The organism is Pseudomonas sp. BNK-7 (assembly GCF_048072025.1).
Taxonomy (GTDB): domain Bacteria; phylum Pseudomonadota; class Gammaproteobacteria; order Pseudomonadales; family Pseudomonadaceae; genus Aquipseudomonas; species Aquipseudomonas danubii.
The window spans coordinates 2,074,124-2,098,675 of record NZ_CP182252.1; the positions used below are offsets into that span (position 1 = coordinate 2,074,124).

Here is a 24,552-nt window from a genome sequence, read left to right on the forward strand (position 1 = left end):
GCCTACCCTACAAGGAGTTCGCCATGTCTCTTGCGGTGATTCAAATGGTCAGCCAGAGCGATGTGCTGGCCAATCTGAACCAGGCTCGGAGCCTGCTTGAGCAAGCCGCCGTTGCTGGCGCCAAGCTGGCCGTGCTGCCGGAAAACTTCGCCGCCATGGGCCGCCGCGACATGGCGGCCATCGGTCGCGCTGAAGCCCTGGGCGAAGGTCCGATCCTGCCATGGTTGAAACAGACCGCCCGCGACCTCAGGTTATGGATAGTGGCCGGCACCTTGCCGCTGCCCCCCGAGGATCAGCCCGAGGCCAAGGCCAACGCCTGTTCATTGTTGGTGGACGATCAGGGACAGATTGTGGCGCGCTACGACAAGCTGCATCTGTTCGATGTCGACGTGGCGGACAATCGCGGACGCTATCGCGAATCCGATGACTATGCTCATGGAGACCGCGTGGTAGTGGCGGATACGCCGGTGGGTCGGTTGGGGCTGACGGTTTGTTATGACCTGCGCTTTCCCGAGCTGTACAGCGAATTGCGCGCCGCCGGCGCTGAACTGATTACCGCGCCTTCGGCTTTTACCGCGGTGACCGGCGCCGCCCATTGGGAGGTGCTGATCCGGGCCCGGGCCATTGAAACCCAGTGCTACCTGCTGGCGGCGGCCCAGGGTGGCGTGCATCCCGGCCCACGGGAAACCTACGGCCATGCGGCCATCGTCGACCCATGGGGACGCGTGCTGGCGGAGCAGGATCAAGGTGAGGGCGTGCTGTTGGCCGAGCGCGACAGCAGTGAACAGGCGTCCATTCGGGCGCGGATGCCGGTGGTCAGTCACCGGCGCATTTTCTCGCAAGGCGTTCAACGGCTTGCATAAGTACGACGAATTTAAGGCCAAAGCATATGAGCGGGTTGTTGTCCTCAGTCAGTGAACATCTTCTAGCCCCTGGCGGCGTGACCATCGAAAGCTTGCAGGGCGTGCTGGGGGATCTGGCCGGCCCGGGCATCGATGCCGCCGACCTGTATTTCCAGGGGCAGATTTCCGAGTCCTGGTCCCTGGAAGACGGGATCGTCAAGGAAGGCAGTTTCAACCTCGACCAAGGGGTGGGTGTGCGTGCGCAGTCCGGGGAGAAGACCGGCTTTGCCTACAGCAACGCCATCACCCTGGAAGCCCTGGGACTGGCGGCCCGTGCTGCGCGTTCGATCTCTCGGGCCGGACAGAACGGTACGGTGCAGGCCTTCACCAGCCAGGACGTGGCGCAACTGTATGCGCCGGACAATCCTCTGGAAGTCATCAGCCGGGCCGAGAAAGTCGAACTGCTCAAGCGAGTGGACGCGGCGACTCGTGCTCTGGACCCGCGTATCCAGCAGGTCAGCGTGAGCATGGCCGGGGTCTGGGAGCGGATTCTGGTGGCCTCGACGGACGGCGGCCTGGCGGCGGATGTGCGGCCGTTGGTGCGCTTCAACGTCAGCGTCATCGTCGAGCAGAATGGCCGCCGCGAGCGCGGTGGCCATGGTGGCGGCGGGCGTACCGATTACCGCTATTTCCTCACTGAAGATCGGGCCATGGGCTATGCCCGTGAAGCGCTGCGTCAGGCCCTGGTCAATCTCGAAGCCATTCCGGCACCGGCGGGCACCTTGCCGGTGGTACTCGGCTCCGGCTGGTCCGGTGTGCTGCTGCACGAAGCCGTGGGCCACGGCCTGGAAGGCGACTTCAACCGCAAGGGCAGCTCGGCCTACAGCGGCCGCATGGGCGAGAGGGTGGCTTCCAAGCTTTGCACCATCGTCGACGATGGCACCCTGGCTGGGCGTCGCGGCTCCCTGAGTGTGGACGACGAAGGCACCCCGACCGAATGCACCACCCTGATCGAGAACGGTGTGCTCAAGGGCTATATGCAGGACAAACTCAATGCCCGCCTGATGGGCGTGGCCCGCACTGGCAACGGGCGTCGTGAGTCCTACGCGCACTTGCCGATGCCGCGCATGACCAACACCTACATGCTGGCTGGCGAAAGCGATCCGGCGGAAATCATCGCCTCGGTGAAGAAAGGCATCTATTGCGCCAACCTTGGCGGCGGCCAGGTGGACATCACCAGCGGCAAGTTCGTGTTTTCCACCAGCGAGGCGTATCTGATCGAAGACGGCAAGATCACCGCACCGGTCAAGGGCGCGACCCTGATTGGCAACGGTCCTGAAGCGATGAGCCGAGTGTCGATGGTGGGCAACGATTTGTCCCTGGACAGCGGCGTCGGCACTTGTGGCAAGGACGGGCAATCAGTGCCGGTAGGCGTCGGTCAGCCAACCTTGAAGATCGATGCGATCACCGTGGGTGGCACAGGGGCATAAGAGAAGAGGGCGCCGGGTGAACTGCTGGGCAGCTCACCCGTGGAGGACTCAACGCAGACCGCGTTGGGTCTCGTCCAGCTCGCGGATGTACTTGAAGATTTTACGGCTGGAGGCCGGCGCCTTGTTATGGGCCACCTCGTGCTGGGCCTGACGAATCAGGGAGCGCAGTTGCTGGCGATCGGCGTCCGGATATTCACTGACGAACTTTTCCAGAACGTCATCGCCGCCGCCGATCAGGCGGTCACGCCAACGTTCCAGGTTATGGAAACGTTCGTTGTACTGCCGGGTGGAGGCGTCGAGTTGGTCGAGCAGTTGCAGAATCGCGTCGGTGTCCTGGTCACGCATCAGCTTGCCGATGAATTGCAGGTGGCGCTTTCGGGCGATATGGGCGACGTGCTTGGGCGCATCCGCCAGGGCCCGGCGCAAGGCGTCGGTCAACGGCAGTTTGTTCAGCAAGTCAGGCTTGAGAGTGGTAAGGCGCTCGCCGAGATCAACCAGAGCATGCAGCTCGCGTTTGACCTGGGATTTGCTTTTCTCCCCATCGAGGGAGTCGTCGTAAGAATCAACCATGGTGGCAGTCCGCAAAGAAACGCCGCCATGATAACCAGTCGAGGGCCGCTTGTCCGGCCCGGTCGCTCGCCGGCCTTAATCGAAAGCAGAATTTGAGTGGAGAACAGCATGAGTGCAGCACAAAGCGTCGGCCCACAGGCTTTGCCGGCCCTGCAGGAGCAAGTCGAGCAGATCGTTGCCGAGGCCAAGCGCCAGGGGGCCAGTGCCTGCGAAGTAGCGGTGTCTCTGGAGCAGGGCCTGTCGACTTCGGTGCGCCAGCGGGAAGTGGAAACCGTGGAGTTCAACCGCGACCAGGGCTTTGGCATCACCCTCTATGTGGGCCAGCGCAAGGGTTCGGCCAGCACCTCTGCCAGCGGCCTCGAGGCCATTCGTGAAACCGTGGCCGCGGCCCTGGCAATCGCCAAGCACACCTCCGAAGACGAAGCCTCGGGGCTGGCCGATGCATCCTTGATGGCCAAGGACCTGCAGGACTTCGACCTGTTCCATGCCTGGGACATCACCCCAGAGCAGGCCATCGAACAGGCCCTGGCCTGTGAAGCTGCGGCCTTTGCCGCCGACAGCCGGATCAAGAATGCCGACGGCACCACCCTGAGCACCCATCAGGGCTGCCGGGTGTATGGCAACAGTCACGGTTTTATCGGTGGTTATGCCTCCACTCGCCACAGTCTGAGCTGCGTGATGATTGCCGAGGCTGACGGCCAGATGCAGCGCGACTACTGGTATGACGTCAATCGCCAGGGCCAGTTGCTGGCCGACCCTGCGAGCATTGGTCAGCGTGCTGCCCAACGCGCAGCCAGTCGACTTGGCGCCCGCCCGGTGCCGACCTGCGAAGTGCCGGTGCTGTTTTCCGCGGAACTGGCCGGCGGCCTGTTCGGCAGTTTTCTCGGCGCGATTTCCGGCGGCAATCTGTATCGCAAGTCATCCTTCCTTGAAGGCGCCTTGGGCCAACAGCTGTTTCCCCAGTGGCTGACCATCGATGAGCGTCCGCACCTGATGCGCGCCATGGGCAGTTCGGCGTTCGATGGTGACGGCCTGGCCACTTACGCCAAGCCTTTCGTCAAGGACGGTGAACTTGTGTCCTATGTGCTGGGTACCTACTCGGGTCGCAAGCTGGGCATGCCGAGCACCGCCAACGCCGGTGGCGTGCACAACCTGTTCGTCACCCATGGCGATGAAGACCAGGCGGCTTTGCTGCGGCGTATGGGGCGTGGCCTGTTGGTGACCGAGCTGATGGGGCATGGCCTGAACATGGTCACCGGGGATTACTCCCGTGGTGCGGCGGGTTTCTGGGTCGAGAATGGCGAGATCCAGTTCGCGGTACAGGAAGTCACCATTGCCGGGAATTTGCGGGACATGTTCAAGCAGATCATTGCCGTGGGTAACGACCTGGAACTGCGCAGCAACATCCGCACCGGCTCGGTGCTGATCGAACGCATGACTGTCGCTGGTAGCTGACCGCCCTCCTGGGTCACCCCAACGCGCCACCTCCCCGGGTGGCGCGTTTTTTTGTGCCTGGCGCTTTCTAGGAGCTGGCTTGCCAGCGAAGGCGTCCTGACGCTCGATACCAGGCTCAGGGGCTCATTCGCCGCCAAGTCGGCTCCTACAAGAGTTGGGCAAAATTCGTACAAGTCAGATTGATTTGATTCTCAATATCATTTAATAATGAAAATCATTATTCAATGAGCCCAGGTCATGAGTTCTGCCTTGCACGAGCAGCCCTACCTCGAAAGCTGGCGCTGGATGAGTCGCCAGATCCGTTGCGCACTGGAACCGGACGAACCGCGTCTGATCGAGCATTACCTCGCCGAGGGCCGCTACCTGGCGTGCTGCACCGCGATGTCGGCCTGGACCGTCGCTGAAACCTCCTTCCGTTTGTTGATCGATACCGCTACCGATACTGCGTTGCCCTGGCACTGGCGCAGCCTGTGCCTGGATCAGGCCTGGCGGCCATTGCGTGACATGGAGCGGTTGTCTTTGTGCAAGTGCCGGCTCAAGCGCTGGCAAAGCCATGCCTGGCAACTGGCGACCTGCTCGCTGTTGCCTTCCATTCCTCTGATTGAACTGGTGCAAGGATTTCCCGATGAGTAATACCCGTATCGAACGAGACAGCATGGGCGAACTGCAGGTCCCGGAGCAGGCCTTGTATGGCGCGCAGACTCAGCGCGCGGTGGATAACTTTCCCATCAGCGGGCAACGCATGCCGGCAGCCTTCATTCGTGCCCTGATTCTGGCCAAGGCTGCAGCGGCCGAGGCCAACGTCGAGCTTGGGCAGCTCAGCGCGTCCCAGGGCAAGGCCATTGTCGATGCCGCCCAGGGCTTGCTGGAGGGTGACTTCATGCAGCACTTCCCGGTGGATATCTTCCAGACCGGCTCCGGTACCAGTTCCAACATGAACGCCAACGAAGTGCTGGCGACCTTGGCCAGCCGCCTGTTGGGCGAGCCGGTCAATCCCAATGACCACGTCAACTGTGGTCAGAGCAGCAACGACATCATTCCCACCACCATTCACGTCAGCGCAGCCCTGACCCTGCATGAGCAACTGCTGCCGGCACTGGTGCATCTGGTGGAGGTCATCGAGCGCAAGGCGGTGCAGGTACATCCCTTCATCAAGACCGGTCGTACCCACCTGATGGATGCCATGCCGGTGCGAATGAGCCAGGTGCTGGACGGTTGGGCGCAGCAGCTCAAGGCCAATATCGCTCACTTGCAGGACCTGCTGCCGAGCCTGCAGGCCCTGGCTCAGGGCGGTACCGCCGTGGGTACCGGAATCAACGCTCACCCCGAGTTCGCTGCGCGCTTCAGCCGGCAGTTGAGCAAGCTGACCCAGGTGCAGTTCACCCCGGGCAAGAACCTGTTCGCCCTGATCGGCTCACAGGACACGGCGGTCACAGTGTCCGGCCAGCTCAAGGCCACTGCGGTGTCGTTGATGAAGATCGCCAACGACCTGCGCTGGATGAACTCCGGTCCACTGGCGGGGCTTGGCGAGATCGAGCTGGAGGGGCTGCAGCCGGGCTCGTCGATCATGCCGGGCAAGGTCAATCCGGTGATTCCGGAAGCCGTGGCGATGGTCGCGGCCCAAGTCATTGGCAACGACAGCACCATCACCGTGGCCGGGCAATCGGGCAACTTCGAGCTCAACGTGATGCTGCCGATCATTGCCCAGAACCTGCTCGGTAGCATTGAACTGCTGGCCAACTCCAGTCGCCTGTTGGCGGACAAGGCCATTGCCAGCTTCAAGGTCAACGAGCCCAAGCTCAAGGAAGCACTGTCACGCAACCCGATCCTGGTGACTGCTCTGAACCCGATCATTGGGTATCAGAAGGCCGCTGAAATTGCCAAGACTGCCTACAGGCAAGGTCGCCCGGTGATCGACGTGGCACTTGAACTCACTGATCTGCCACGCAGCCAGCTTGAGGTCCTGCTGGACCCGGAAAAACTCACCGCAGGCGGCGTGTAACTCCCAACACCGCTTTGGAGGCTCACCATGGAGCACTGGAAACGCACGATCGAAAGGGCCAATCGCCTCTTTATGCAGGGCGAACTGGTGGATGCTCGCGAGTTCTACCTGCAGGCACTGGCCTTGGCGCAGGTGTTGTTCGAGCGCTGGGGGGATGCCGACGAGGCGGTGGCAGCCTGTGTGATTTCCCATCACAACCTGGCGGACCTGCATTTGCGCCTGAACCAGCCGGAGGAGAGCGCAGAGTACCTCTGCGCGATCCACCAGCGCCTGCTGCAGACCATGCAGGACAGCCGCCTCAGCCCGGCCTTGCGCGAAGCGGCTTTGCGCCAGAGCAGCAAGACCTACGTCGAACTGCTGAATTTCATCGGTGATCACGGTGAATACCCCCGTACTCATCGTTTGCTGGACAGCAACGTCGCGGGCCTGTCAGCCGACAGCCCGCTAGCCGACAGCCCCTCTTACGGAGCCCATTGATATGTCCTTTACCTTGCCTGCACTGCCTTATGCCTACGACGCCCTGGAGCCGCACATCGATGCGCAGACCATGGAGATTCACTACAGCAAGCACCACCAGACCTACATCAACAATCTCAATGCCGCTGTAGAAGGCACTGAATGGGCGGGCTGGGAAGTCGAAAAACTGGTGGCCAGCGTCCAGCAACTGCCGGAAAAACTTCGGGCCGCGGTGATCAACCAAGGGGGTGGCCACGCCAACCATTCGCTGTTCTGGGCGGTGATGACCCCGGCCGGCGGCGGTAAGCCCGAGGGGGCCCTGGCTCAGGCAATCGAGCAGCAACTGGGTGGTTTCGAGCGCTTCAAGGAGGCGTTCACCAAGGCTGCGCTGACCCGTTTCGGCAGTGGCTGGGCCTGGCTCAGCGTGACTCCGGAGAAAAAGCTGCTGGTGGAAAGCAGCGGTAACCAGGACAGCCCGCTGATGAATGGCAACACGCCGATTCTCGGTCTGGACGTGTGGGAGCACGCCTACTACCTGCGTTATCAGAACCGTCGGCCGGAATACATCAATGCGTTCTACAACGTGATCAATTGGCCGGAAGTCGCTCAACGCTATCAGGCCGCGATGGCCTGATACCTCCATTCATAACAAGACCTAAGGCCGACTATGGGCACTGAAACACTGGCGATCAGCAGCGGACGGATGTTTCGTTATGCCTTCGGTTCGCTGTTGCTGTTGGCGGGGACCGCGTTGCTGGTGGCTCAAGGGCTGAGCTGGCTGGATCTGGAGCCAAGGTTGTTGCGCGCCTTGCAGGGTGGCTCGATCTGCGCGTTGGGCACGGCGCTGGGGGCGGTCCCGGTGCTGGTGATCCGCAGAATGCCGATGGCCGTGAGCGATACGTTGCTGGGTTTTGGCGCTGGGGTGATGCTGGCGGCGACGGCGTTTTCGCTGATCGTTCCCGGTATTGCCGCTGCTCAAGACTTGGGCTTGTCTGCCTGGGGCTCCAGTGGCCTGGTTTGCGCCGGCATCATGCTGGGGGCTTTTGGCTTGTTCCTGGTGGATCGCAAGGTGTCGGGAGCCAGCCCTGAAGTGCTGGTAGGTACGGCGGAGCGTCCGGTGATTGCGCCACGCATCTGGCTGTTTGTCTTCGCCATCATTGCCCACAACATTCCGGAAGGCATGGCGGTGGGGGTGTCGGCAGGGGGCGGCATGGCGGACGCGGACAGCTTGGCCATGGGGATTGCCCTGCAGGATGTACCGGAGGGGCTGGTGATCGCTCTGGTGCTGGCGGGGGCGGGGATGTCGCGGGTCAGGGCATTTCTGATTGGCGCCGCTTCAGGCTTGGTAGAGCCGGTCTTTGCCTTGCTCTGTGCCTGGTTGGTCAGTCTGGCGCAGGTGCTGCTGCCGCTGGGGTTGGCCTTGGCGGCGGGAGCCATGTTGCTGGTGGTGACTCACGAAGTGATTCCCGAGTCCCGCCGCAATGGTCACGAAAAGCTCGCCAGCCTCGGATTGTGCATCGGCTTTTGCCTGATGATGGTGATGGATACGGCGCTTGCCTGAGGGCCGTTTGGCGAGTGGCCCGCAGGGGCTTACTCGCCCTCGTCGAAGTAGTTGTTGATCAATGCCACCAGCGCATTCAGCGCTTCCTGTTCTTGCTCGCCTTCGGTCTTCAGATGGATCTTGGTGCCCTTGCCTGCGGCGAGCATCATCATGGCCATGATGCTTTTGCCGTCCACCATTGACTCCGGGCTCCTGCCGGCGCGGATCTGGCAGGGGAACTGTCCCGCTACACCGACGAATTTGGCTGAGGCGCGGGCGTGCAAACCCAGTTTGTTGATGATCTCGATTTCCAGAGCTGGCATCGCGGGGTAGATCCTTTCAGCTAAGGTCGCGGTGGCGAACCTGGACGTTCTTCAGGGTTTTTTGCAATACTTTGCCCAGGCGCTCGGTCAGGTACACGGAGCGGTGATGTCCGCCGGTGCAGCCAATGGCAATGGTCACGTAGGCGCGGTTGCTGGCAGCGAAGCGTGGCAGCCACTTGAGCAGATAGCTTTCGATGTCCTGGAACATTTCTTCGACATCGGGCTGTGCGGCCAGGTATTCGGCCACGGGAGCGTCCAGACCGGATTGGGCGCGCAGTTCGGGCTTCCAGTACGGATTGGGCAGGCAGCGCACGTCGAACACCAGGTCGGCGTCCACCGGCATGCCGCGCTTGAAACCGAAAGACTCCACCAGGAACGCGGTCCCGGGTTCGGGTTGGTTCAGCAGGCGCAGCTTGATGGTGTCCCGCAATTGGTAGAGGTTCAGATTGGTGGTGTTGACCTTGAGGTCGGCCAGATCGACGATCGGCCCCAGCAGTTGAGTCTCATCGTGGATGGCTTCAGCCAGCGAGCGATTGGCACTGCTCAGCGGGTGGCGCCGCCGGGTTTCCGAGAAACGCTTGAGCAGGGTTTCCTCATCGGCGTCCAGATAGAGCACGTCGCACTGGATATGCCGGCTGCGCACTTCTTCCAGCAACTCGGGGAAGCGCGACAGATGGCTGGGCAGGTTTCGGGCGTCGATGGAAACCGCTACCAGAGGTTGTGCCAGTTCCGTGTGAATCAACGCGCGCTCGGCCAGCTCGGGCAGCAAGCCGGCGGGAAGGTTGTCGATGCAGTAGTAGCCGTGGTCCTCAAGAACATCGAGGGCGGTGCTTTTACCTGAGCCGGAGCGGCCGCTGACAATGATCAAGCGCATGGTTACTGACCGTTTTGCTCGTCCAGGACAACCTGATACAAGCCTTCATTGCTGGTGGCACTGCGCAGCCGGTCACGGACTTCCTTGCGATCGAGCATGCTGGCGATCTGCCGGAGCAGTTCCAGGTGTGCGTCGGTAGCGGCTTCCGGAACCAGGAGGACGAACAGCAGATCCACGGGGGCACCGTCGATGGCGTCGAAATCGATCGGAGCGTCCAGGTGCATCAATGCACTGATAGGCGACTCACAGCCTTTGAGGCGGCAGTGGGGAATGGCGATGCCGTTGCCAAAACCGGTGGAACCGAGTTTTTCACGGGCGATCAGGCTCTCGAAGACATCCTGCATCTCCAGATCAGGCACTTCGCGGCTGATCAGGTTGGCAATTTGTTCGAGGGCGCGTTTTTTACTGCCGCCCGGCACGTTCACCAGGGAACGGCCGGGGGTCAGGATGCTTTCAAGTCGGATCATGGGAGGGGAGTGTTAGCGACCCGTGCCTTGGAGAAGGTGGAGTTGCTTTTCCTTATGCTTTTTCAGTTGGCGGTCAAGCTTGTCCGTGAGCAGGTCGATTGCGGCATACATATCGTCATGTTCTGCATTGGCGACGACCTCCCCACCGTGGATGTGCAGGGTGGCTTCGATTTTCTGTTTCAGCTTCTCGACAGCCATGGTGACCTGCACATTGGTAATCTTGTCGAAGTGCCGCTCCAGCCGGTCGAGTTTCTCGCCGATGTAAGCGCGCAGAGGTTCAGTCACTTCGAGTTGGTGTCCACTGATGTTGACTTGCATACAGCTTCTCCTTCGTTGCCAGTGCATAACGCGACAGGCTGGGTTGCCTGCCACCTAGACCGCGTTTGAAACCGACTTTCGGCCTGTTTCAAACACACTCTGAAACGCTGTGGCCAGCCCTGCGGCTACATCAACCGCTTCCGTTCGCTGGAAGGCGCGATCCCAAGGGATTCGCGGTACTTGGCGACGGTACGACGGGCTACCTGAATGCCTTGTGCCTCCAGTAAACCAGCGATCTTGCTGTCACTCAACGGCTTTTTCTGATTTTCCGCAGCCACCAGTTTTTTGATGATCGCGCGGATCGCCGTGGACGAGCATTCGCCGCCTTCGGAGGTGCTGACGTGGCTGGAGAAAAAGTATTTCAGTTCATATATGCCCCGGGGGGTATGCATGAATTTTTGCGTGGTTACACGGGAAATGGTCGATTCGTGCATGCCCACAGCTTCAGCGATGTCATGCAGAACCAGAGGTTTCATGGCTTCGTCGCCGTACTCCAGGAAGCCTCGTTGGTGCTCAACGATCTGAGTGGCGACTTTCATCAGGGTTTCGTTGCGACTCTGCAGGCTCTTGATGAACCAGCGAGCTTCCTGCAACTGATTGCGCATGAAAGTGTTGTCGGCACTGGTGTCGGCGCGGCGAACAAAGCCGGCGTACTGTGCGTTGACCCGCAGGCGTGGCACCGATTCCTGATTCAGCTCCACCAGCCAGCGCTCGTTGTCCTTGCGCACGATGACGTCCGGTACTACGTACTCGGCTTCGCTGGATTCGATCTGTGAGCCCGGGCGCGGATTGAGGCTCTGCACCAGCTCGATGACTTGACGCAGTTCGTCTTCCTTGAGCTTCATGCGGCGCATCAGCTGGCTGTAGTCGCGACTGCCCAGGAGGTCGATGTAGTCACTGACCAGGCGCTGGGCTTCGCTCAGCCAGGGAGTTTTCGCTGGCAGTTGGCGCAGTTGCAGCAGCAGGCATTCACCCAGGTTGCGGGCGCCGATGCCGGCCGGCTCGAATTGCTGGATGCGGTGCAGGACGGCTTCGATCTCGTCCAGCTCGATGTCCAGCTCCGGATCGAAGGCCTCGAGAATCTCTTCAAGGGTTTCGTCCAGGTAACCCTGATTGTTGATGCAATCGATCAGGGTCACGGCAATCAGGCGATCGGTATCCGACATTGGCGCCAGGTTCAGTTGCCAGAGCAGGTGGCTTTGCAGGCTCTCGCCGGCCGATGTGCGAGTGGTGAAGTCCCATTCATCGTCATCGCTGCTGGGCAGGCTGCTGGCGCTGGTCTGGTAGACGTCTTCCCACGCGGTGTCCACCGGTAGCTCGTTGGGGATGCGTTCGTTCCATTCGCCTTCCTCGAGGTTGTCCACCGTGGGGGCGGTTTCCTGGTAGGAGGGTTCCTGAATCTCGGTGTTGGGTTTGGACTCGGTGTTGTCGGCCAAGGGGTCGCTGTTGTCGAAGTCTTCGCCATCTTCCTGGCGTTCGAGCATCGGGTTGGACTCCAGGGCCTCCTGGATTTCCTGTTGCAGGTCCAGGGTCGACAATTGGAGCAGGCGGATGGCCTGTTGCAGCTGCGGTGTCATCGTCAGCTGCTGGCCCATTCTCAGGACTAGCGATGGTTTCATGGCAGGGGCTTAACACCTTATTTGCCGGCGCACATGCGCCATCCACTACAGGGCGCCGGAGCGCCAAACATAAGCAAATTATATGCCTGAAACTGAAGTGTTTGCCTAGAGCGCTGTAACAATAAAATCAGTAGGGATTTATTGTTCCTGGCGCTCTGGCATCTAGCCCGACACCTCAGCCTTTACAGGCGGAACTCATGGCCCAGGTAGACTTCCTTGACCAATTCGTTGGCCAGGATGGTCTCGGAGTCGCCTTCGGCAATCAGTTGCCCGTCATTGACGATATAGGCGGTTTCACAGATGTCCAGGGTTTCGCGGACATTGTGGTCGGTGATCAGCACCCCGATGCCCTTGGCCTTCAGGTGATGGATGATCTGCTTGATATCGCCGACCGAGATCGGGTCCACGCCGGCGAAGGGTTCGTCCAGCAGGATGAACTTGGGCGCGGTGGCCAGGGCGCGGGCGATTTCCACGCGACGGCGCTCACCACCGGACAGGCTCATGCCGAGGTTGTCGCGGATATGGTTGATGTGGAACTCCTGCAGCAGGCTTTCCAGTTCCTGGCGACGGCCGGCCTTGTCGAGTTCCTTGCGGGTCTCGAGGATGGCCATGATGTTGTCGGCCACCGACAGCTTGCGGAAGATCGAGGCTTCCTGTGGCAGGTAGCCGATGCCGGCGCGGGCGCGACCGTGCATCGGTTGGTGGCTGACATCCAGGTCGTCGATCAGGACGCGACCCTGATCGGCCTGGACCAGGCCGACGATCATGTAGAAACAGGTGGTCTTGCCGGCGCCGTTGGGGCCGAGCAGGCCGACGATCTGGCCGCTGTCGATGGACAGGCTGACGTCACGCACGACCTGACGGCTCTTGTAGCTCTTGGCCAGGTGCTGAGCTTTCAGAGTTGCCATTACTGGGCCTTTTGCTCGTCGGTTTTCTTTTTCGGCTGGATGACCATGTCGATCCGCGGACGTGGCGCGGTGACCGAGCTGCCATTGGCGCGACCGGCGTTAGCCACTTGCTTGACGGTGTCGTAGACGATCTTCTCGCCTTCGGTGGTGTTGCCGTCGTTGATGACCTTGGCTTTGTCGATCAGCACGATGCGATTCTGCTGAGCGTGGTACTGGATGGTCACAGCGTAGGCCTGAACCGGTTTCGGGTCGGTCTGCTTCTGCAGTTGCTCGAAGTAGGCGAGGTTGCCCACCGACGTCACTACGTCGATTTCGCCGCTCTGGGCTCGGGTGATGGTCACGGTGTTGCCAGTGATCTTCATCGAACCCTGGGTGATGATCACATCGCCCTTGTAGGTGGCTACGCCGTTCTTGTCGTCCAACTGGGCGTCGTCGGCCTGGATGCGGATTGGCTGTTGGCTATCGTTCGGCAGAGCCCAGGCGCTCACGCTTCCCAGTGCTGCGCCCAGACTGAGCAAAATAGGGAGGGTTTTAACGAGCCTCATACTGTCCTCTTACGTTCGATAGCAGGTTCATCCTGCCGTCTTTCAAATACGCTTTCATTCCCTTGGCCGTAGTCACGCCGCCGGCGCCGTCGATTCTAACGGCTTGCTCGGTCTGCGCATATTGCTTCTGCGGGAATACTGTCATGCGGCTGGTGGTGATCAGCAGGTTGCGGTTGCGCTCATCAGTGCGGGAAACCCGTACCGAATCGATCAGCTCGACCTCGGTGCCGTCCGGATTGACTTCGCCGCGCTCGCTCTGGACGTGCCAGGGGAAAGTGGTGCCGCGGTACATCTGCAGGTTCGGCTTGGTCAGCAGCGTCACTTCGCTGGCCTTGACGTGCTCCACTTTGTCCGAGGTCATTTCGTACTGCAGCTTGCCGTCAGGCAGGTACTGCACGCTGCGGGCGTTGATCACGTAATAGTCGATGGCGTTGTCGTCGACCTGCACTACCGGCTTGTCTAGGAAGCGCTCAGGGCTGATGTTCCAGTAACCGACCGCCGCGAACAGCAGGGCGATGATCCCGAATATCAGGATGTTGCGAATCTTTTTACTCAGCATGGGAGGGCTCTATAAATAAGCGGCGTTGGCTGCTTCAAGGCGGTCCTGGGCTTGCAGGATCAGCTCGCAGAACTCGCGGGCAGCGCCTTCGCCACCGCGGGCTACAGTAATGCCATGGGCGTGTTCGCGGACAAAGCCGGCTGCGTTGGCCACCGCCATGCCCAGGCCGACACGGCGGATCACCGGCAGGTCGGGCAGGTCGTCGCCCAGATAGGCGACCTGTTCATAGCTTAGGCCTAGTTGGGCAAGAAGTTCGTCCAGCACCACCAGCTTGTCTTCACGACCCTGGTACAGGTGGGGAATCCCCAGGTTCTTGGCCCGGCGCTCCACCACGGGGGTCTTGCGCCCGCTGATGATCGCCGTTTGCACCCCGGCGGCCATGAGCATCTTGATGCCTTGGCCGTCGAGGGTATTGAACGTCTTGAACTCGCTGCCGTCCTCAAGGAAGTACAGGCGACCGTCGGTCAGTACGCCGTCGACGTCGAAAACCGCCAGCTTGATGTTTTTACCGCGTTGCAGCAGGTCGGCACTCATTACATCACTCCCGCGCGCAGCAGATCGTGCATGTTCAAGGCACCGATCGGCCGGTCTTCCTTGTCCACCACCACCAGGGCGCTGATTTTATGGTCTTCCATGATCTTCAGGGCTTCGGCTGCCAGCATATCGGCGCGTGCCGTCTTGCCGTGAGGAGTCATGACCGAGTCGATGGTGGCGTGATGAATATCGATGGCGCGATCCAGGGTGCGGCGCAAGTCGCCGTCGGTGAAGATCCCGGCCAGGCGGCCATCGGCCTCCAGGATCACGGTCATGCCCAGGCCCTTGCGGGTCATCTCCATGAGCGCGTCCTTGAGCAGGGTGCCCCTTTGCACCTGCGGCAACTCGGTGCCTTCATGCATCACATTCTCCACCTTGAGCAGCAGACGGCGGCCCAGGGCGCCTCCGGGATGGGAGAAAGCGAAGTCTTCGGCGGTGAACCCGCGAGCTTCCAGCAGGGCCACGGCCAGGGCATCGCCCATGACCAGGGCGGCAGTGGTCGAGGAGGTCGGCGCCAGGTTCAGCGGGCAGGCCTCGTGTTCGACATGCACATTGAGGTTGACGTCGGCGGCCTTGGCCAGCGGCGAGTCAGGGTTGCCGGTCAGGCTGATCAACTGGATGCCCAGGCGCTTGATCAAGGGCAGCAGGGTGACGATTTCGTTGGTGGAGCCGGAGTTGGAGAGGGCCAGGATCACGTCGTCGCGAGTGATCATGCCCATGTCGCCATGACTGGCTTCAGCCGGGTGGACAAAGAAAGCCGTGGTGCCGGTGCTGGCCAGGGTGGCGGCGATCTTGTTGCCGACGTGCCCGGACTTGCCCATGCCGACCACTACCACGCGGCCTTTACTGGCCAGAATCATCTCGCAAGCGCGTACGAAATCTGCATCGATATGGGGCAGCAAGCCTTCTACGGCCTGAAGTTCGAGGCGGATGGTGCGTTGTGCTGATTGAATCAGGTCGCTGGATTGGCTCATGTCTGAAATCGTATAGCCCGATGAAAAGGCGGCGATTATAGCGGTAATGAACAAATCCCTCACGCAAGTTCGTCAGCCTTTATCTGGCCGGTATTAGGATTCCTCCGATTTTGCCTGTCTTGGACCTGAACGTTCACGGCTTCGGCCTTGGGGGCTCCGTATCAGCAGTGATATAGTTCGCCGCCAGTTCGGCCTGCCCAGGGGCACGTACTCCCGGCAGGGAGCCAAGCGTCCGAGTGATAGGCTGCATCGCAAGGAGTTTAGATGAGTGCCGATAACGCCTACGCGGTCGAGCTGAAGGGACTGTCCTTCAAGCGCGGTACGCGCAGCATTTTCAATAACGTGGATATCCGTATTCCGCGGGGCAAGGTCACCGGCATCATGGGGCCTTCAGGCTGCGGAAAAACCACCCTGTTGCGCTTGATGGGCATGCAATTGCGGCCCAGCAGCGGCGAAGTGTGGGTCAACGGCCAGAATCTGCCGACCCTCTCGCGCAGCGATCTGTTCGATGCACGCAAGCAAATGGGCGTTCTGTTCCAGAGCGGTGCGCTGTTCACCGACCTGGACGTGTTCGAGAACGTGGCCTTTCCGCTGCGGGTACATACCGAGCTGCCGGACGAAATGATTCGTGACATCGTGCTGCTCAAGCTACAGGCGGTGGGCCTGCGCGGTGCCGTCGACCTGATGCCTGACGAGCTGTCCGGCGGCATGAAGCGTCGGGTCGCCCTGGCCCGGGCCATCGCCCTGGACCCTCAGATTCTCATGTACGACGAGCCTTTCGTGGGCCAGGACCCGATTGCCATGGGCGTCCTGGTGCGCTTGATTCGCCTGCTCAACGATGCCCTGGGCATTACCAGTATCGTTGTGTCCCACGATCTTGCGGAAACCGCGAGCATTGCCGATTACCTCTATGTGGTCGGCGATGGCCAGGTATTGGGGCAGGGAACTCCTGACGAACTGATGGACTCCGACAATCCGCGTATCCGTCAATTCATGAAGGGCGATCCCGACGGCCCAGTGCCGTTTCACTTTCCAGCGACGGACTACCGCGCAGATCTTCTGGGGAAGCGCTGATGCGCAAAATATCGCTAATCGAGAGGGTTCGCCTCTTCGGTCGCTCGGGCATCGATGTCCTGGCGGTACTGGGGCGCTCCACGCTGTTCCTGTTTCATGCGTTGCTGGGGCGCGGCGGCATTGGCGGCAGTTTTGGCCTGCTGGTCAAGCAACTGCATTCGGTGGGCGTGATGTCCCTGGTGATCATCGTCGTGTCCGGGATCTTCATCGGCATGGTGTTGGCGCTGCAGGGCTTCAACATTCTGTCCAGCTACGGTTCGGAGCAGGCCGTCGGGCAAATGGTTGCCCTGACCTTGCTGCGGGAGTTGGGGCCGGTGGTGACTGCGTTGCTGTTCGCCGGTCGTGCCGGGTCGGCGCTGACCGCGGAAATCGGCAACATGAAGTCCACCGAGCAACTCTCCAGCCTGGAGATGATCGGGGTCGATCCACTCAAGTACATCATTGCGCCGCGCCTGTGGGCCGGCTTCATTTCCCTGCCGTTGCTGGCGATGATTTTCAGCGTGGTGGGAATCTGGGGCGGTTCCTGGGTGGCTGTCGACTGGCTGGGCGTCTATGACGGTTCCTACTGGGCGAACATGCAGAACAGCGTGACCTTCACCGGTGACGTGCTCAACGGTGTGATCAAAAGTATTGTTTTTGCGTTTGTAGTGACCTGGATCGCCGTATTCCAAGGCTACGACTGTGAGCCCACTTCAGAGGGGATCAGCCGTGCCACTACCAAGACCGTGGTGTATGCCTCGTTGGCCGTACTCGGCTTGGACTTTATTCTGACCGCCTTGATGTTTGGAGATTTCTGATGCAAAACCGCACCCTGGAAATCGGTGTCGGCCTTTTTCTGCTGGCCGGCATCCTGGCTTTGCTGTTGCTTGCCCTGCGGGTCAGTGGCTTGTCTCCGACTGCGAGCACCGATACCTATAAACTTTACGCCTACTTCGACAATATCGCCGGTTTGACGGTCAGAGCTAAGGTGACCATGGCCGGTGTGACCATCGGCAAGGTTACAGCGATCGATCTGGACCGTGACAGCTTCACCGGCCGGGTGACGATGCAACTGGAAAAGCGTGTGGATAATCTGCCGACCGACTCCACTGCATCTATCCTGACGGCTGGCCTGTTGGGTGAGAAGTACATCGGTATCAGCGTGGGCGGGGAAGAAGCCTTGCTCAAGGATGGTGGAACCATCCACGACACCCAGTCGTCGCTGGTGCTGGAGGACCTGATCGGTAAATTCCTGCTCAATACCGTTAGCAAAGACGCCAAATGAGGAGTTTTTCGATGATCTCTATCTTGCGACGTGGCTTGTTGGTCCTGCTGGCGGCCCTGCCGTTGCTGGCCAATGCGGCAAGCACGCCTTCCGCGCATGATCTGGTGCAGGACACGACCACCCGTCTGCTGGCGGATCTGGCGGCCAATAAAGAGAAGTACAAGCAAAGCCCGAACGACTTCTACAACGCCTTGAACGGTATTGTCGGTCCGGTGGTGGACGCCGATGGCATCTCCCGCAGCATCATGACCGTGAAGTATTCGCGCAAGGCCACTCCGGAGCAGATGGCGCGCTTCCAGGAAAACTTCAAGCGCAGCCTCATGCAGTTCTATGGCAATGCCTTGCTGGAGTACAACAACCAGGGCATCACTGTTTCTCCGGCCAAGGATGAAAGCGGTACCCGTACCAGCGTGGATATGCAGGTCAAGGGCAACAACGGCGCGATCTACCCGGTGTCCTACACCCTGGAGAAGATCAACGACGAGTGGAAAGTGCGTAACGTGATTATCAACGGCATCAATATCGGCAAGCTGTTCCGTGATCAGTTCGCCGATGCCATGCAGCGTAACGGCAACAACTTGGACAAGACCATCGACGGCTGGGCCGGCGAAGTGGCCAAGGCCAAGGAAGTGACCGAAGACGCCGCAGATAAGGTTGCGCAATGAGCGAGTCCGCCGTACGCCTCGGGGACGCCGGGGAGTTGCTGATCAGCGGTGTGCTGGATTACCGCAGCGGCCCGGGTCTGCGCAAGCAGGGCCAGGCATTGATCAAGTCGAGCAGCGCTGCGGCGTTGGTGCTGGATTGTTCGGCGGTGGAAAAGTCCAGCAGTGTCGGCCTGGCCCTGCTGCTGGCCTTCATGCGTGATGCCCAGGACCTGGGCAAGGCAGTGAGTGTTCGTGCCTTGCCCGAAGACATGCGAGAAATTGCCGAAGTATCCGGGGTCACCGAGATCCTTCTCCATCCGTAGTAACCCACATCTATATAGAAGCCCCCCGTCAGAGTCCTGCTATGCGGGGTTCGCAGGCGCGGGGCTTTTTTGTATGATGTCCGACCCGCGCGCACAGGGCGCCGATTGAGGTTGAGCATGCAGGCCAACGAAGTGAAGAGCTTTCTTGAGGGAAAGCTGCCCGGAGCTCAGGTAGAAGTTGAGGGCGAAGGCTGCAACTTTCAGCTGAACGTGATTAGCGACGAACTGTCGGCCTTGAGCCCGGTGAAGCGTCAGCAGAGCATCTATGCCCATTTGAATCCATGGATTGCCGATGGCAGCATCCACGCGATCACTATGAAATTTTTCAGCCGCGCGGCCTGGGCCGAGCGCACCTGAGCCCAAGGGCGTCGAGACTGTTATGGATAAATTGATTATTACCGGCGGCGTTCGCCTTGATGGCGAGATCCGCATTTCCGGGGCCAAGAACTCCGCGCTGCCGATTCTGGCAGCAACCCTGCTGTGCGATGGCCCGGTCACCGTGGCCAACCTCCCGCACCTGCACGACATCACCACCATGATCGAACTGTTCGGTCGCATGGGCATCGAGCCGGTGATCGACGAGAAACTGAGCGTCGAAATCGATCCGCGCACCATCAAGACCCTGGTGGCGCCGTACGAGCTGGTGAAAACCATGCGCGCCTCGATCCTGGTCCTGGGGCCGATGGTTGCCCGTTTCGGCGAAGCCGAAGTGGCCCTGCCTGGCGGTTGCGCCATCGGTTCGCGTCCAGTGGACCTGCACATTCGCGGCCTGGAAGCCATGGGCGCGGTGATCGATGTCGAGGGCGGCTACATCAAGGCCAAGGCGCCTGAAGGCGGCCTGCGCGGTGCCAACTTCTTCTTCGATACCGTGAGTGTGACCGGTACCGAGAACATCATGATGGCCGCTGCCCTGGCCAAGGGTCGCAGCGTGCTGCAGAACGCCGCCCGCGAACCTGAAGTCGTCGACCTGGCGAACTTCCTGATCGCCATGGGGGCGAAGATTTCCGGCGCTGGCACCGACACCATCACCATCGATGGCGTCGAGCGTCTGCATTCGGCGATCTACAAAGTGATGCCTGACCGTATCGAAACCGGTACCTACCTGGTGGCCGCAGCCGTCACCGGCGGCCGGGTCAAGGTCAAGGACACCGATCCGACCATCCTTGAAGCCGTTCTGGAAAAGCTCAAGGAAGCGGGCGCCGAAGTCACCACCGGCAGCGACTGGATCGAGCTGAACATGCATGGCAAGCGCCCCAAGGCGGTCAACGTGCGTACTGCTCCGTACCCGGCGTTCCCGACTGACATGCAAGCGCAGTTCATTTCCCTGAACGCGATTGCCGAAGGCACGGGCGCGGTCATCGAGACCATCTTCGAAAACCGCTTCATGCACGTGTACGAGCTGCACCGCATGGGCGCCAAGATCCAGGTTGAAGGCAACACCGCAATCGTTACCGGCACCGAGATCCTCAAGGGCGCGCCAGTCATGGCCACCGACCTGCGGGCCTCGGCCAGCCTGGTGATCTCGGCCCTGATGGCCGAAGGCGACACCCTGATCGACCGCATCTACCACATCGACCGTGGTTACGAGTGCATCGAAGAGAAGCTGCAGATGCTCGGCGCCAAGATCCGCCGCGTACCGGGCTAGTAGCATGACGGGCACAGGGAGGTGCCCAACGCTGAATCAGTTCCACGTCGAGCCTGTCTTCAGGCTCGACGCATGTCTGGCGCCGTTTGCGTCCGGGCATCAGTCGCCGCATAAGGACTTACGTTACTCATGTTGACCATCGCACTGTCCAAGGGCCGTATCCTCGACGACACGCTGCCGCTTCTGGCTGAAGCGGGCATCGTGCCAACCGAGAATCCGGACAAGAGCCGCAAACTGATCATCCCCACGACCCAGGACGACGTTCGCCTGCTGATCGTGCGTGCCACTGACGTACCGACCTATGTCGAGCATGGCGCCGCCGACCTCGGGGTGGCCGGCAAGGACGTCCTGATGGAGTACTCCGGCCAGGGCCTGTACGAACCGCTGGACCTGCAGATTGCCCAGTGCAAGCTGATGACTGCCGGTGCGATTGGCGCCGTCGAACCCAAGGGGCGCCTGCGCGTTGCCACCAAGTTCGTCAACGTGGCCAAGCGTTACTACGCCGAACAGGGCCGTCAGGTCGACATCATCAAGCTTTACGGCTCGATGGAGCTGGCGCCGCTGATCGGTCTGGCGGACAAGATCATCGACGTGGTCGACACCGGCAACACCCTGCGGGCCAACGGTCTGGAGCCCCAGGAACTGATCGCTACCATCAGCTCCCGCCTGGTGGTCAACAAGGCATCGATGAAGATGCAGCACGCCCGTATCCAGGCGTTGATCGATACCCTGCGCAAGGCAGTGGAATCGCGACACCGCGGCTGATTCACATGCGTGGCCTTGAGCCGCGCCCATCTATCCGCGTCATAGCCAGAATGCTCAGGTGCCCACGCGGATGGCTTGGTAGTCTTGCGGCGCCTGAGCTTTGCAAATCCAAGCTTGCCCTTTTGTGCACTCGCCAATCATTGAGGCCTTCGCTATGACCGCTCCGACTGCAATTCGCCGACTCAACGCTGCCGACCCGGATTTCGCCCGTCATCTGGATCATCTGCTGAGCTGGGAAAGTGTCTCTGACGATTCGGTCAATCAGCGGGTGCTGGACATCATCAAGGCCGTGCGCGAGCGCGGCGATGCGGCGCTGGTGGAGTTCACCCAGCGTTTCGACGGCCTGCAAGTGGCCTCCATGGCCGACCTGATCCTGCCGCGCGAGCGCCTGGAACTGGCCCTGACCCGAATCACCGTGGCCCAGCGCGAAGCCCTGGAGAAGGCCGCGGCGCGGGTGCGCAGCTACCACGAGAAGCAGAAGCAGGACTCCTGGAGCTACACCGAAGCCGACGGCACGGTGCTGGGCCAGAAGGTCACGCCGCTGGACCGCGCCGGCCTGTATGTACCGGGGGGCAAGGCGTCTTACCCGTCATCGGTGCTGATGAACGCGATCCCGGCCAAGGTGGCGGGCGTGACCGAGGTGGTGATGGTGGTGCCGACCCCCCGTGGTGAAGTCAACGAGCTGGTACTGGCCGCTGCCTGCATCGCCGGGGTTGACCGGGTGTTCACCATCGGTGGCGCCCAGGCCGTGGCCGCGCTGGCCTACGGCACCGAAAGCGTGCCCCAGGTGGACAAGGTGGTCGGCCCGGGCAACATCTATGTGGCCACGGCCAAGCGCCATGTGTTCGGCCAGGTCGGGATCGACATGATCGCCGGTCCGTCGGAGATCCTTGTGGTCTGTGACGGCCAGACCGATCCGGACTGGATCGCCATGGACCTGTTCTCCCAGGCCGAGCACGACGAAGACGCCCAGGCAATCCTGGTCAGCCCGGACGCCGAGTTCCTGGACAAGGTGGCGGCGAGCATCGCCAAGCTGCTGCCGACCATGGAGCGCGCGGAAATCATCAACACCTCGATCAATGGCCGTGGTGCGCTGATCCAGGTTCGCGACATGCAGCAAGCCATGGACGTGGCCAACCGCATTGCCCCCGAGCACCTGGAGTTGTCGGTGGCCGACCCGCAAGCCTGGCTGCCGCAGATCCGCCACGCCGGGGCGATCTTCATGGGCCGTCACACCTCCGAGGCGCTGGGCGATTACTGCGCCGGGCCGAACCACGTGCTGCCGACGTCCGGTACTGCGCGTTTCTCCTCACCGCTGGGGGTGTATGACTTCCAGAAACGCTCGTCGATCATCTTCTGCTCCGAGCAGGGTGCGTCCGAGCTGGGCCGGACCGCCTCGGTGCTGGCCCGTGGCGAGTCGCTGACCGCCCACGCCCGCAGCGCCGAATACCGCATCGTCGACGACCAAGATCAGGGGCAATGAACATGAGCAAATTCTGGAGTCCGTTCGTCAAGAACCTGGTGCCCTACGTGCCGGGCGAACAACCCAAGCTGACCAAGCTGGTCAAGCTCAACACCAACGAAAACCCCTATGGCCCGTCGCCCAAGGCCCTGGCGGCGATGCAGGCCGAGCTCAACGACAACCTGCGCCTGTATCCCGATCCCAACAGCGACCTGCTCAAGCAGGCGGTGGCCCGCTATTACGGGGTGCAGGGCAATCAGGTGTTCCTTGGCAACGGTTCCGACGAAGTCCTGGCGCACATTTTCCATGGCCTGCTGCAGCAGGATAAGCCGCTGCTGTTCCCGGACATCAGCTACAGCTTCTACCCGGTGTACTGCGGTCTATACGGCATCGACTACCAGGCGGTGCCCCTGGACGAACAGTTCCAGATTCGTGTGGCCGACTACGCCCAGCCCAACGGCGGGATCATCTTCCCCAACCCGAATGCGCCCACCGGTTGCCTGCTGGCCCTGGACGCGGTGGAGCAGATCCTCCTGGCCAGCCCGGATTCGGTGGTGGTCGTGGACGAGGCCTATATCGACTTCGGTGGCCAGACTGCCATCAGCCTGGTGGACCGTTACCCCAACCTGCTGGTGACCCAGACTCTGTCCAAGTCGCGCTCCCTGGCCGGCTTGCGAGTGGGCCTGGCGGTTGGGCATCCGGACCTGATCGAGGCCCTGGAGCGGATCAAGAACAGCTTCAACTCCTACCCTCTGGATCGCCTGGCCATTGTGGGTGCAGCGGCGGCCTTCGAGGACCGCGAGTACTTTGCCAAGACCTGCCAGCTGGTGATCGACAGTCGTGAGTGGGTGGTGGCGCAGTTGCAGGCCAAGGGTTTTGAAGTATTGCCGTCGGCGGCCAACTTCATCTTTGCCCGCCACCCCCAGCACGACGCAGCCGGCCTGGCGGCCAAGCTGCGTGAGCAAGGGGTGATCGTGCGTCACTTCAAGCAGGAACGGATTGCCCAATTCCTGCGCATCAGCATCGGCACGCCGGAGCAGAATCAGGCGCTGATCGACGGGTTGGGGCAGCTTTAAGCCGCAAGCTGCAAGTTAGAAGCCCAGAGCCAATGCTTGGAGCCTCTGGCTTGCAGCTACAAGCTTGTAGCTGCAGCCACCGGCTGCTCTCACTCGTGGTGCGGCTCGCCGAGGAAGGTCAGGGAGCTGAACAGGCCGCGTGAAGCCACATCCGGGTCGTCCTTGAGCGGCACTTCAAGCTCTGCGGCAATCACGTTCAAGCCTTCATTTCTCACCAACACTTGAGCGCGTCCCTGGGCATCGGTTTCGGTGCTCAGGGTGCTCGGTGCATTGCGGTAGTCGCCGATCAACTTGACCCCAGCCACGGGCTGCCCATCCAGCAGTACCCGTACCGGCAGGCTATTGCCCTGGCCCACGGTCAGCGGGTCGACTTCCGGCAGGATCAGCAGCTTGAGCTGTTCCAGCTTGGGCAGCTTCGCCCCCGCTTGATAGATCGCCAGGCTGTACTTGAAGGTGTGGGTCGAGGCGATGGCCCCCGGGACTTTGCTGCGCCCCTGGTTGACCCAGCGTTTGTCCGCCGTTTGCGACCACGGACCGTTGTCCAGCGCCACGGCCAGCACCGCCGCTGGCTTGAGTGGTTGCAGGCGCGCGTGGTCGGCCAGGCGTTGCACGCTCACCGGAATCATTCTGGCTGCGGCGTCGTAGGCCCAGGCACCACTGACCTTCTTGGCCTTGAAGGCGTCGTCTTCGGCGCCGTGGCCGTAGATCACTTCGATATTGCCGCGGCGCTGTTCGGTCCACAGACCGTGGGCCGAGGCCTGGGTGGTACCCAGGGTGGCGAGCAGGCCCAGCAGGGCGATTGATTTGAGGTTGTGCATGGCGA

Annotated in this window: 30 protein-coding genes; 18 read left to right on the forward strand and 12 right to left on the reverse strand. The window is 61.2% G+C overall.

Annotated features, from left to right (window positions below):
* Window positions 1-23: 23 nt before the first annotated feature.
* Both ACMGF8_RS09545 and tldD read left to right on the forward strand, forming a co-directional pair.
* A complete protein-coding gene (locus tag ACMGF8_RS09545; protein ID WP_102861142.1) occupies window positions 24-863 on the forward strand; it encodes a carbon-nitrogen hydrolase family protein in 840 nt (279 codons plus the stop codon).
* Window positions 864-889: 26 nt separating this feature from the next.
* The gene (gene tldD, locus ACMGF8_RS09550) at window positions 890-2,332 is read left to right on the forward strand and encodes a metalloprotease TldD (protein WP_102861143.1); all 1,443 of its coding nucleotides are present in this window, start codon (window positions 890-892) and stop codon (window positions 2,330-2,332) included.
* A gap of 48 nt (window positions 2,333-2,380) precedes the next feature.
* On the opposite strand, the gene yjgA is transcribed toward tldD, so the two are convergent.
* Entirely contained in the window at window positions 2,381-2,902 is a 522-nt protein-coding gene (gene yjgA / locus ACMGF8_RS09555) for a ribosome biogenesis factor YjgA (protein ID WP_102861144.1), read from the reverse strand.
* Between the two features lie 108 nt (window positions 2,903-3,010).
* Here yjgA and pmbA point away from each other — a divergent pair, with 108 nt between their 5' ends.
* The 6 genes from pmbA (at window position 3,011) to ACMGF8_RS09585 (ending at window position 8,376) form a co-directional block, all read left to right on the forward strand.
* Window positions 3,011-4,357, forward strand: coding sequence for a metalloprotease PmbA (gene pmbA, locus ACMGF8_RS09560; RefSeq protein WP_416759406.1), 1,347 nt, complete (start codon window positions 3,011-3,013; stop codon window positions 4,355-4,357).
* Between the two features lie 237 nt (window positions 4,358-4,594).
* Window positions 4,595-4,990: a FagA protein gene (locus ACMGF8_RS09565; RefSeq protein WP_102861146.1), complete on the forward strand. Its 396-nt coding sequence runs from the start codon at window positions 4,595-4,597 to the stop codon at window positions 4,988-4,990.
* Entirely contained in the window at window positions 4,983-6,359 is a 1,377-nt protein-coding gene (locus ACMGF8_RS09570) for a class II fumarate hydratase (protein ID WP_207167066.1), read from the forward strand. The genes ACMGF8_RS09565 and ACMGF8_RS09570 overlap by 8 nt, the downstream gene beginning before the upstream one ends.
* 27 nt (window positions 6,360-6,386) lie before the next feature.
* Entirely contained in the window at window positions 6,387-6,836 is a 450-nt protein-coding gene (locus ACMGF8_RS09575; protein WP_102861148.1) for a hypothetical protein, read from the forward strand.
* A 1-nt stretch (window position 6,837) separates the two neighbouring features.
* Window positions 6,838-7,449, forward strand: a complete 612-nt coding sequence (locus ACMGF8_RS09580) for a superoxide dismutase (protein ID WP_102861149.1) — start codon at window positions 6,838-6,840, stop codon at window positions 7,447-7,449.
* Window positions 7,450-7,482: 33 nt separating this feature from the next.
* Window positions 7,483-8,376 carry a ZIP family metal transporter gene (locus ACMGF8_RS09585; protein ID WP_207167067.1) on the forward strand — a complete coding sequence of 298 codons (894 nt, stop codon included), beginning with the start codon at window positions 7,483-7,485 and terminating at the stop codon, window positions 8,374-8,376.
* A 29-nt stretch (window positions 8,377-8,405) separates the two neighbouring features.
* Here the strand turns inward: ACMGF8_RS09585 and ACMGF8_RS09590 are convergent, their stop codons facing one another.
* From ACMGF8_RS09590 to ACMGF8_RS09635, 10 genes are all read right to left on the reverse strand, one after another.
* Window positions 8,406-8,678, reverse strand: coding sequence for an HPr family phosphocarrier protein (locus tag ACMGF8_RS09590; RefSeq protein WP_041115979.1), 273 nt, complete (start codon window positions 8,676-8,678; stop codon window positions 8,406-8,408).
* A gap of 16 nt (window positions 8,679-8,694) precedes the next feature.
* Entirely contained in the window at window positions 8,695-9,552 is an 858-nt protein-coding gene (rapZ, locus tag ACMGF8_RS09595; RefSeq protein WP_016966640.1) for an RNase adapter RapZ, read from the reverse strand.
* A gap of 2 nt (window positions 9,553-9,554) precedes the next feature.
* Window positions 9,555-10,019 (reverse strand): PTS IIA-like nitrogen regulatory protein PtsN, encoded by a 465-nt coding sequence (ptsN, locus tag ACMGF8_RS09600; RefSeq protein WP_416759410.1) that lies wholly within the window; start codon window positions 10,017-10,019, stop codon window positions 9,555-9,557.
* A gap of 12 nt (window positions 10,020-10,031) precedes the next feature.
* Window positions 10,032-10,337, reverse strand: coding sequence for a ribosome hibernation-promoting factor, HPF/YfiA family (gene hpf / locus ACMGF8_RS09605; RefSeq protein WP_016966642.1), 306 nt, complete (start codon window positions 10,335-10,337; stop codon window positions 10,032-10,034).
* 125 nt (window positions 10,338-10,462) lie between these two features.
* Window positions 10,463-11,956 (reverse strand): RNA polymerase factor sigma-54, encoded by a 1,494-nt coding sequence (locus tag ACMGF8_RS09610; RefSeq protein WP_102861151.1) that lies wholly within the window; start codon window positions 11,954-11,956, stop codon window positions 10,463-10,465.
* Between the two features lie 182 nt (window positions 11,957-12,138).
* Window positions 12,139-12,864 carry an LPS export ABC transporter ATP-binding protein gene (lptB, locus tag ACMGF8_RS09615; RefSeq protein WP_011059270.1) on the reverse strand — a complete coding sequence of 242 codons (726 nt, stop codon included), beginning with the start codon at window positions 12,862-12,864 and terminating at the stop codon, window positions 12,139-12,141.
* Window positions 12,864-13,409, reverse strand: coding sequence for a lipopolysaccharide transport periplasmic protein LptA (lptA, locus tag ACMGF8_RS09620; protein WP_102861152.1), 546 nt, complete (start codon window positions 13,407-13,409; stop codon window positions 12,864-12,866). The genes lptB and lptA overlap by 1 nt, the downstream gene beginning before the upstream one ends.
* Complete coding sequence (lptC, locus tag ACMGF8_RS09625; protein ID WP_416759414.1) at window positions 13,396-13,968, reverse strand: LPS export ABC transporter periplasmic protein LptC; 573 nt, start codon at window positions 13,966-13,968, stop codon at window positions 13,396-13,398. The genes lptA and lptC overlap by 14 nt, the downstream gene beginning before the upstream one ends.
* A 9-nt stretch (window positions 13,969-13,977) precedes the next feature.
* Window positions 13,978-14,502 (reverse strand): KdsC family phosphatase, encoded by a 525-nt coding sequence (locus ACMGF8_RS09630; RefSeq protein WP_102861154.1) that lies wholly within the window; start codon window positions 14,500-14,502, stop codon window positions 13,978-13,980.
* Window positions 14,502-15,476, reverse strand: coding sequence for a KpsF/GutQ family sugar-phosphate isomerase (locus ACMGF8_RS09635; RefSeq protein WP_102861155.1), 975 nt, complete (start codon window positions 15,474-15,476; stop codon window positions 14,502-14,504). The genes ACMGF8_RS09630 and ACMGF8_RS09635 overlap by 1 nt, the downstream gene beginning before the upstream one ends.
* A gap of 264 nt (window positions 15,477-15,740) precedes the next feature.
* Between ACMGF8_RS09635 and ACMGF8_RS09640 the strand changes: the two genes are divergently transcribed.
* From ACMGF8_RS09640 to hisC, 10 genes are all read left to right on the forward strand, one after another.
* Window positions 15,741-16,550 carry an ATP-binding cassette domain-containing protein gene (locus ACMGF8_RS09640; protein WP_102861156.1) on the forward strand — a complete coding sequence of 270 codons (810 nt, stop codon included), beginning with the start codon at window positions 15,741-15,743 and terminating at the stop codon, window positions 16,548-16,550.
* A complete protein-coding gene (gene mlaE, locus ACMGF8_RS09645) occupies window positions 16,550-17,347 on the forward strand; it encodes a lipid asymmetry maintenance ABC transporter permease subunit MlaE (protein WP_102861157.1) in 798 nt (265 codons plus the stop codon). The genes ACMGF8_RS09640 and mlaE overlap by 1 nt, the downstream gene beginning before the upstream one ends.
* Complete coding sequence (gene mlaD / locus ACMGF8_RS09650; protein WP_011059277.1) at window positions 17,347-17,814, forward strand: outer membrane lipid asymmetry maintenance protein MlaD; 468 nt, start codon at window positions 17,347-17,349, stop codon at window positions 17,812-17,814. The genes mlaE and mlaD overlap by 1 nt, the downstream gene beginning before the upstream one ends.
* A gap of 11 nt (window positions 17,815-17,825) precedes the next feature.
* Window positions 17,826-18,479 carry an MlaC/ttg2D family ABC transporter substrate-binding protein gene (locus ACMGF8_RS09655; RefSeq protein ID WP_102861158.1) on the forward strand — a complete coding sequence of 218 codons (654 nt, stop codon included), beginning with the start codon at window positions 17,826-17,828 and terminating at the stop codon, window positions 18,477-18,479.
* On the forward strand, window positions 18,476-18,781 hold the full coding sequence (locus ACMGF8_RS09660; RefSeq protein ID WP_102861159.1) for an STAS domain-containing protein: 306 nt from the start codon (window positions 18,476-18,478) through the stop codon (window positions 18,779-18,781). Before ACMGF8_RS09655 ends, ACMGF8_RS09660 begins: the two co-directional genes overlap by 4 nt.
* 117 nt (window positions 18,782-18,898) lie before the next feature.
* The gene (locus tag ACMGF8_RS09665) at window positions 18,899-19,138 is read left to right on the forward strand and encodes a BolA family protein (RefSeq protein ID WP_011059280.1); all 240 of its coding nucleotides are present in this window, start codon (window positions 18,899-18,901) and stop codon (window positions 19,136-19,138) included.
* Window positions 19,139-19,160: 22 nt separating this feature from the next.
* The gene (gene murA / locus ACMGF8_RS09670; protein ID WP_102861160.1) at window positions 19,161-20,426 is read left to right on the forward strand and encodes a UDP-N-acetylglucosamine 1-carboxyvinyltransferase; all 1,266 of its coding nucleotides are present in this window, start codon (window positions 19,161-19,163) and stop codon (window positions 20,424-20,426) included.
* Window positions 20,427-20,555: 129 nt separating this feature from the next.
* Window positions 20,556-21,191 (forward strand): ATP phosphoribosyltransferase, encoded by a 636-nt coding sequence (hisG, locus tag ACMGF8_RS09675; protein ID WP_016968619.1) that lies wholly within the window; start codon window positions 20,556-20,558, stop codon window positions 21,189-21,191.
* Between the two features lie 154 nt (window positions 21,192-21,345).
* Window positions 21,346-22,674 (forward strand): histidinol dehydrogenase, encoded by a 1,329-nt coding sequence (gene hisD / locus ACMGF8_RS09680; protein WP_047283941.1) that lies wholly within the window; start codon window positions 21,346-21,348, stop codon window positions 22,672-22,674.
* 2 nt (window positions 22,675-22,676) lie between these two features.
* On the forward strand, window positions 22,677-23,729 hold the full coding sequence (hisC, locus tag ACMGF8_RS09685; protein ID WP_102861708.1) for a histidinol-phosphate transaminase: 1,053 nt from the start codon (window positions 22,677-22,679) through the stop codon (window positions 23,727-23,729).
* Between the two features lie 89 nt (window positions 23,730-23,818).
* On the opposite strand, the gene ACMGF8_RS09690 is transcribed toward hisC, so the two are convergent.
* Window positions 23,819-24,547, reverse strand: coding sequence for a DUF4198 domain-containing protein (locus ACMGF8_RS09690; protein ID WP_102861161.1), 729 nt, complete (start codon window positions 24,545-24,547; stop codon window positions 23,819-23,821).
* Window positions 24,548-24,552 lie beyond the last annotated feature (5 nt).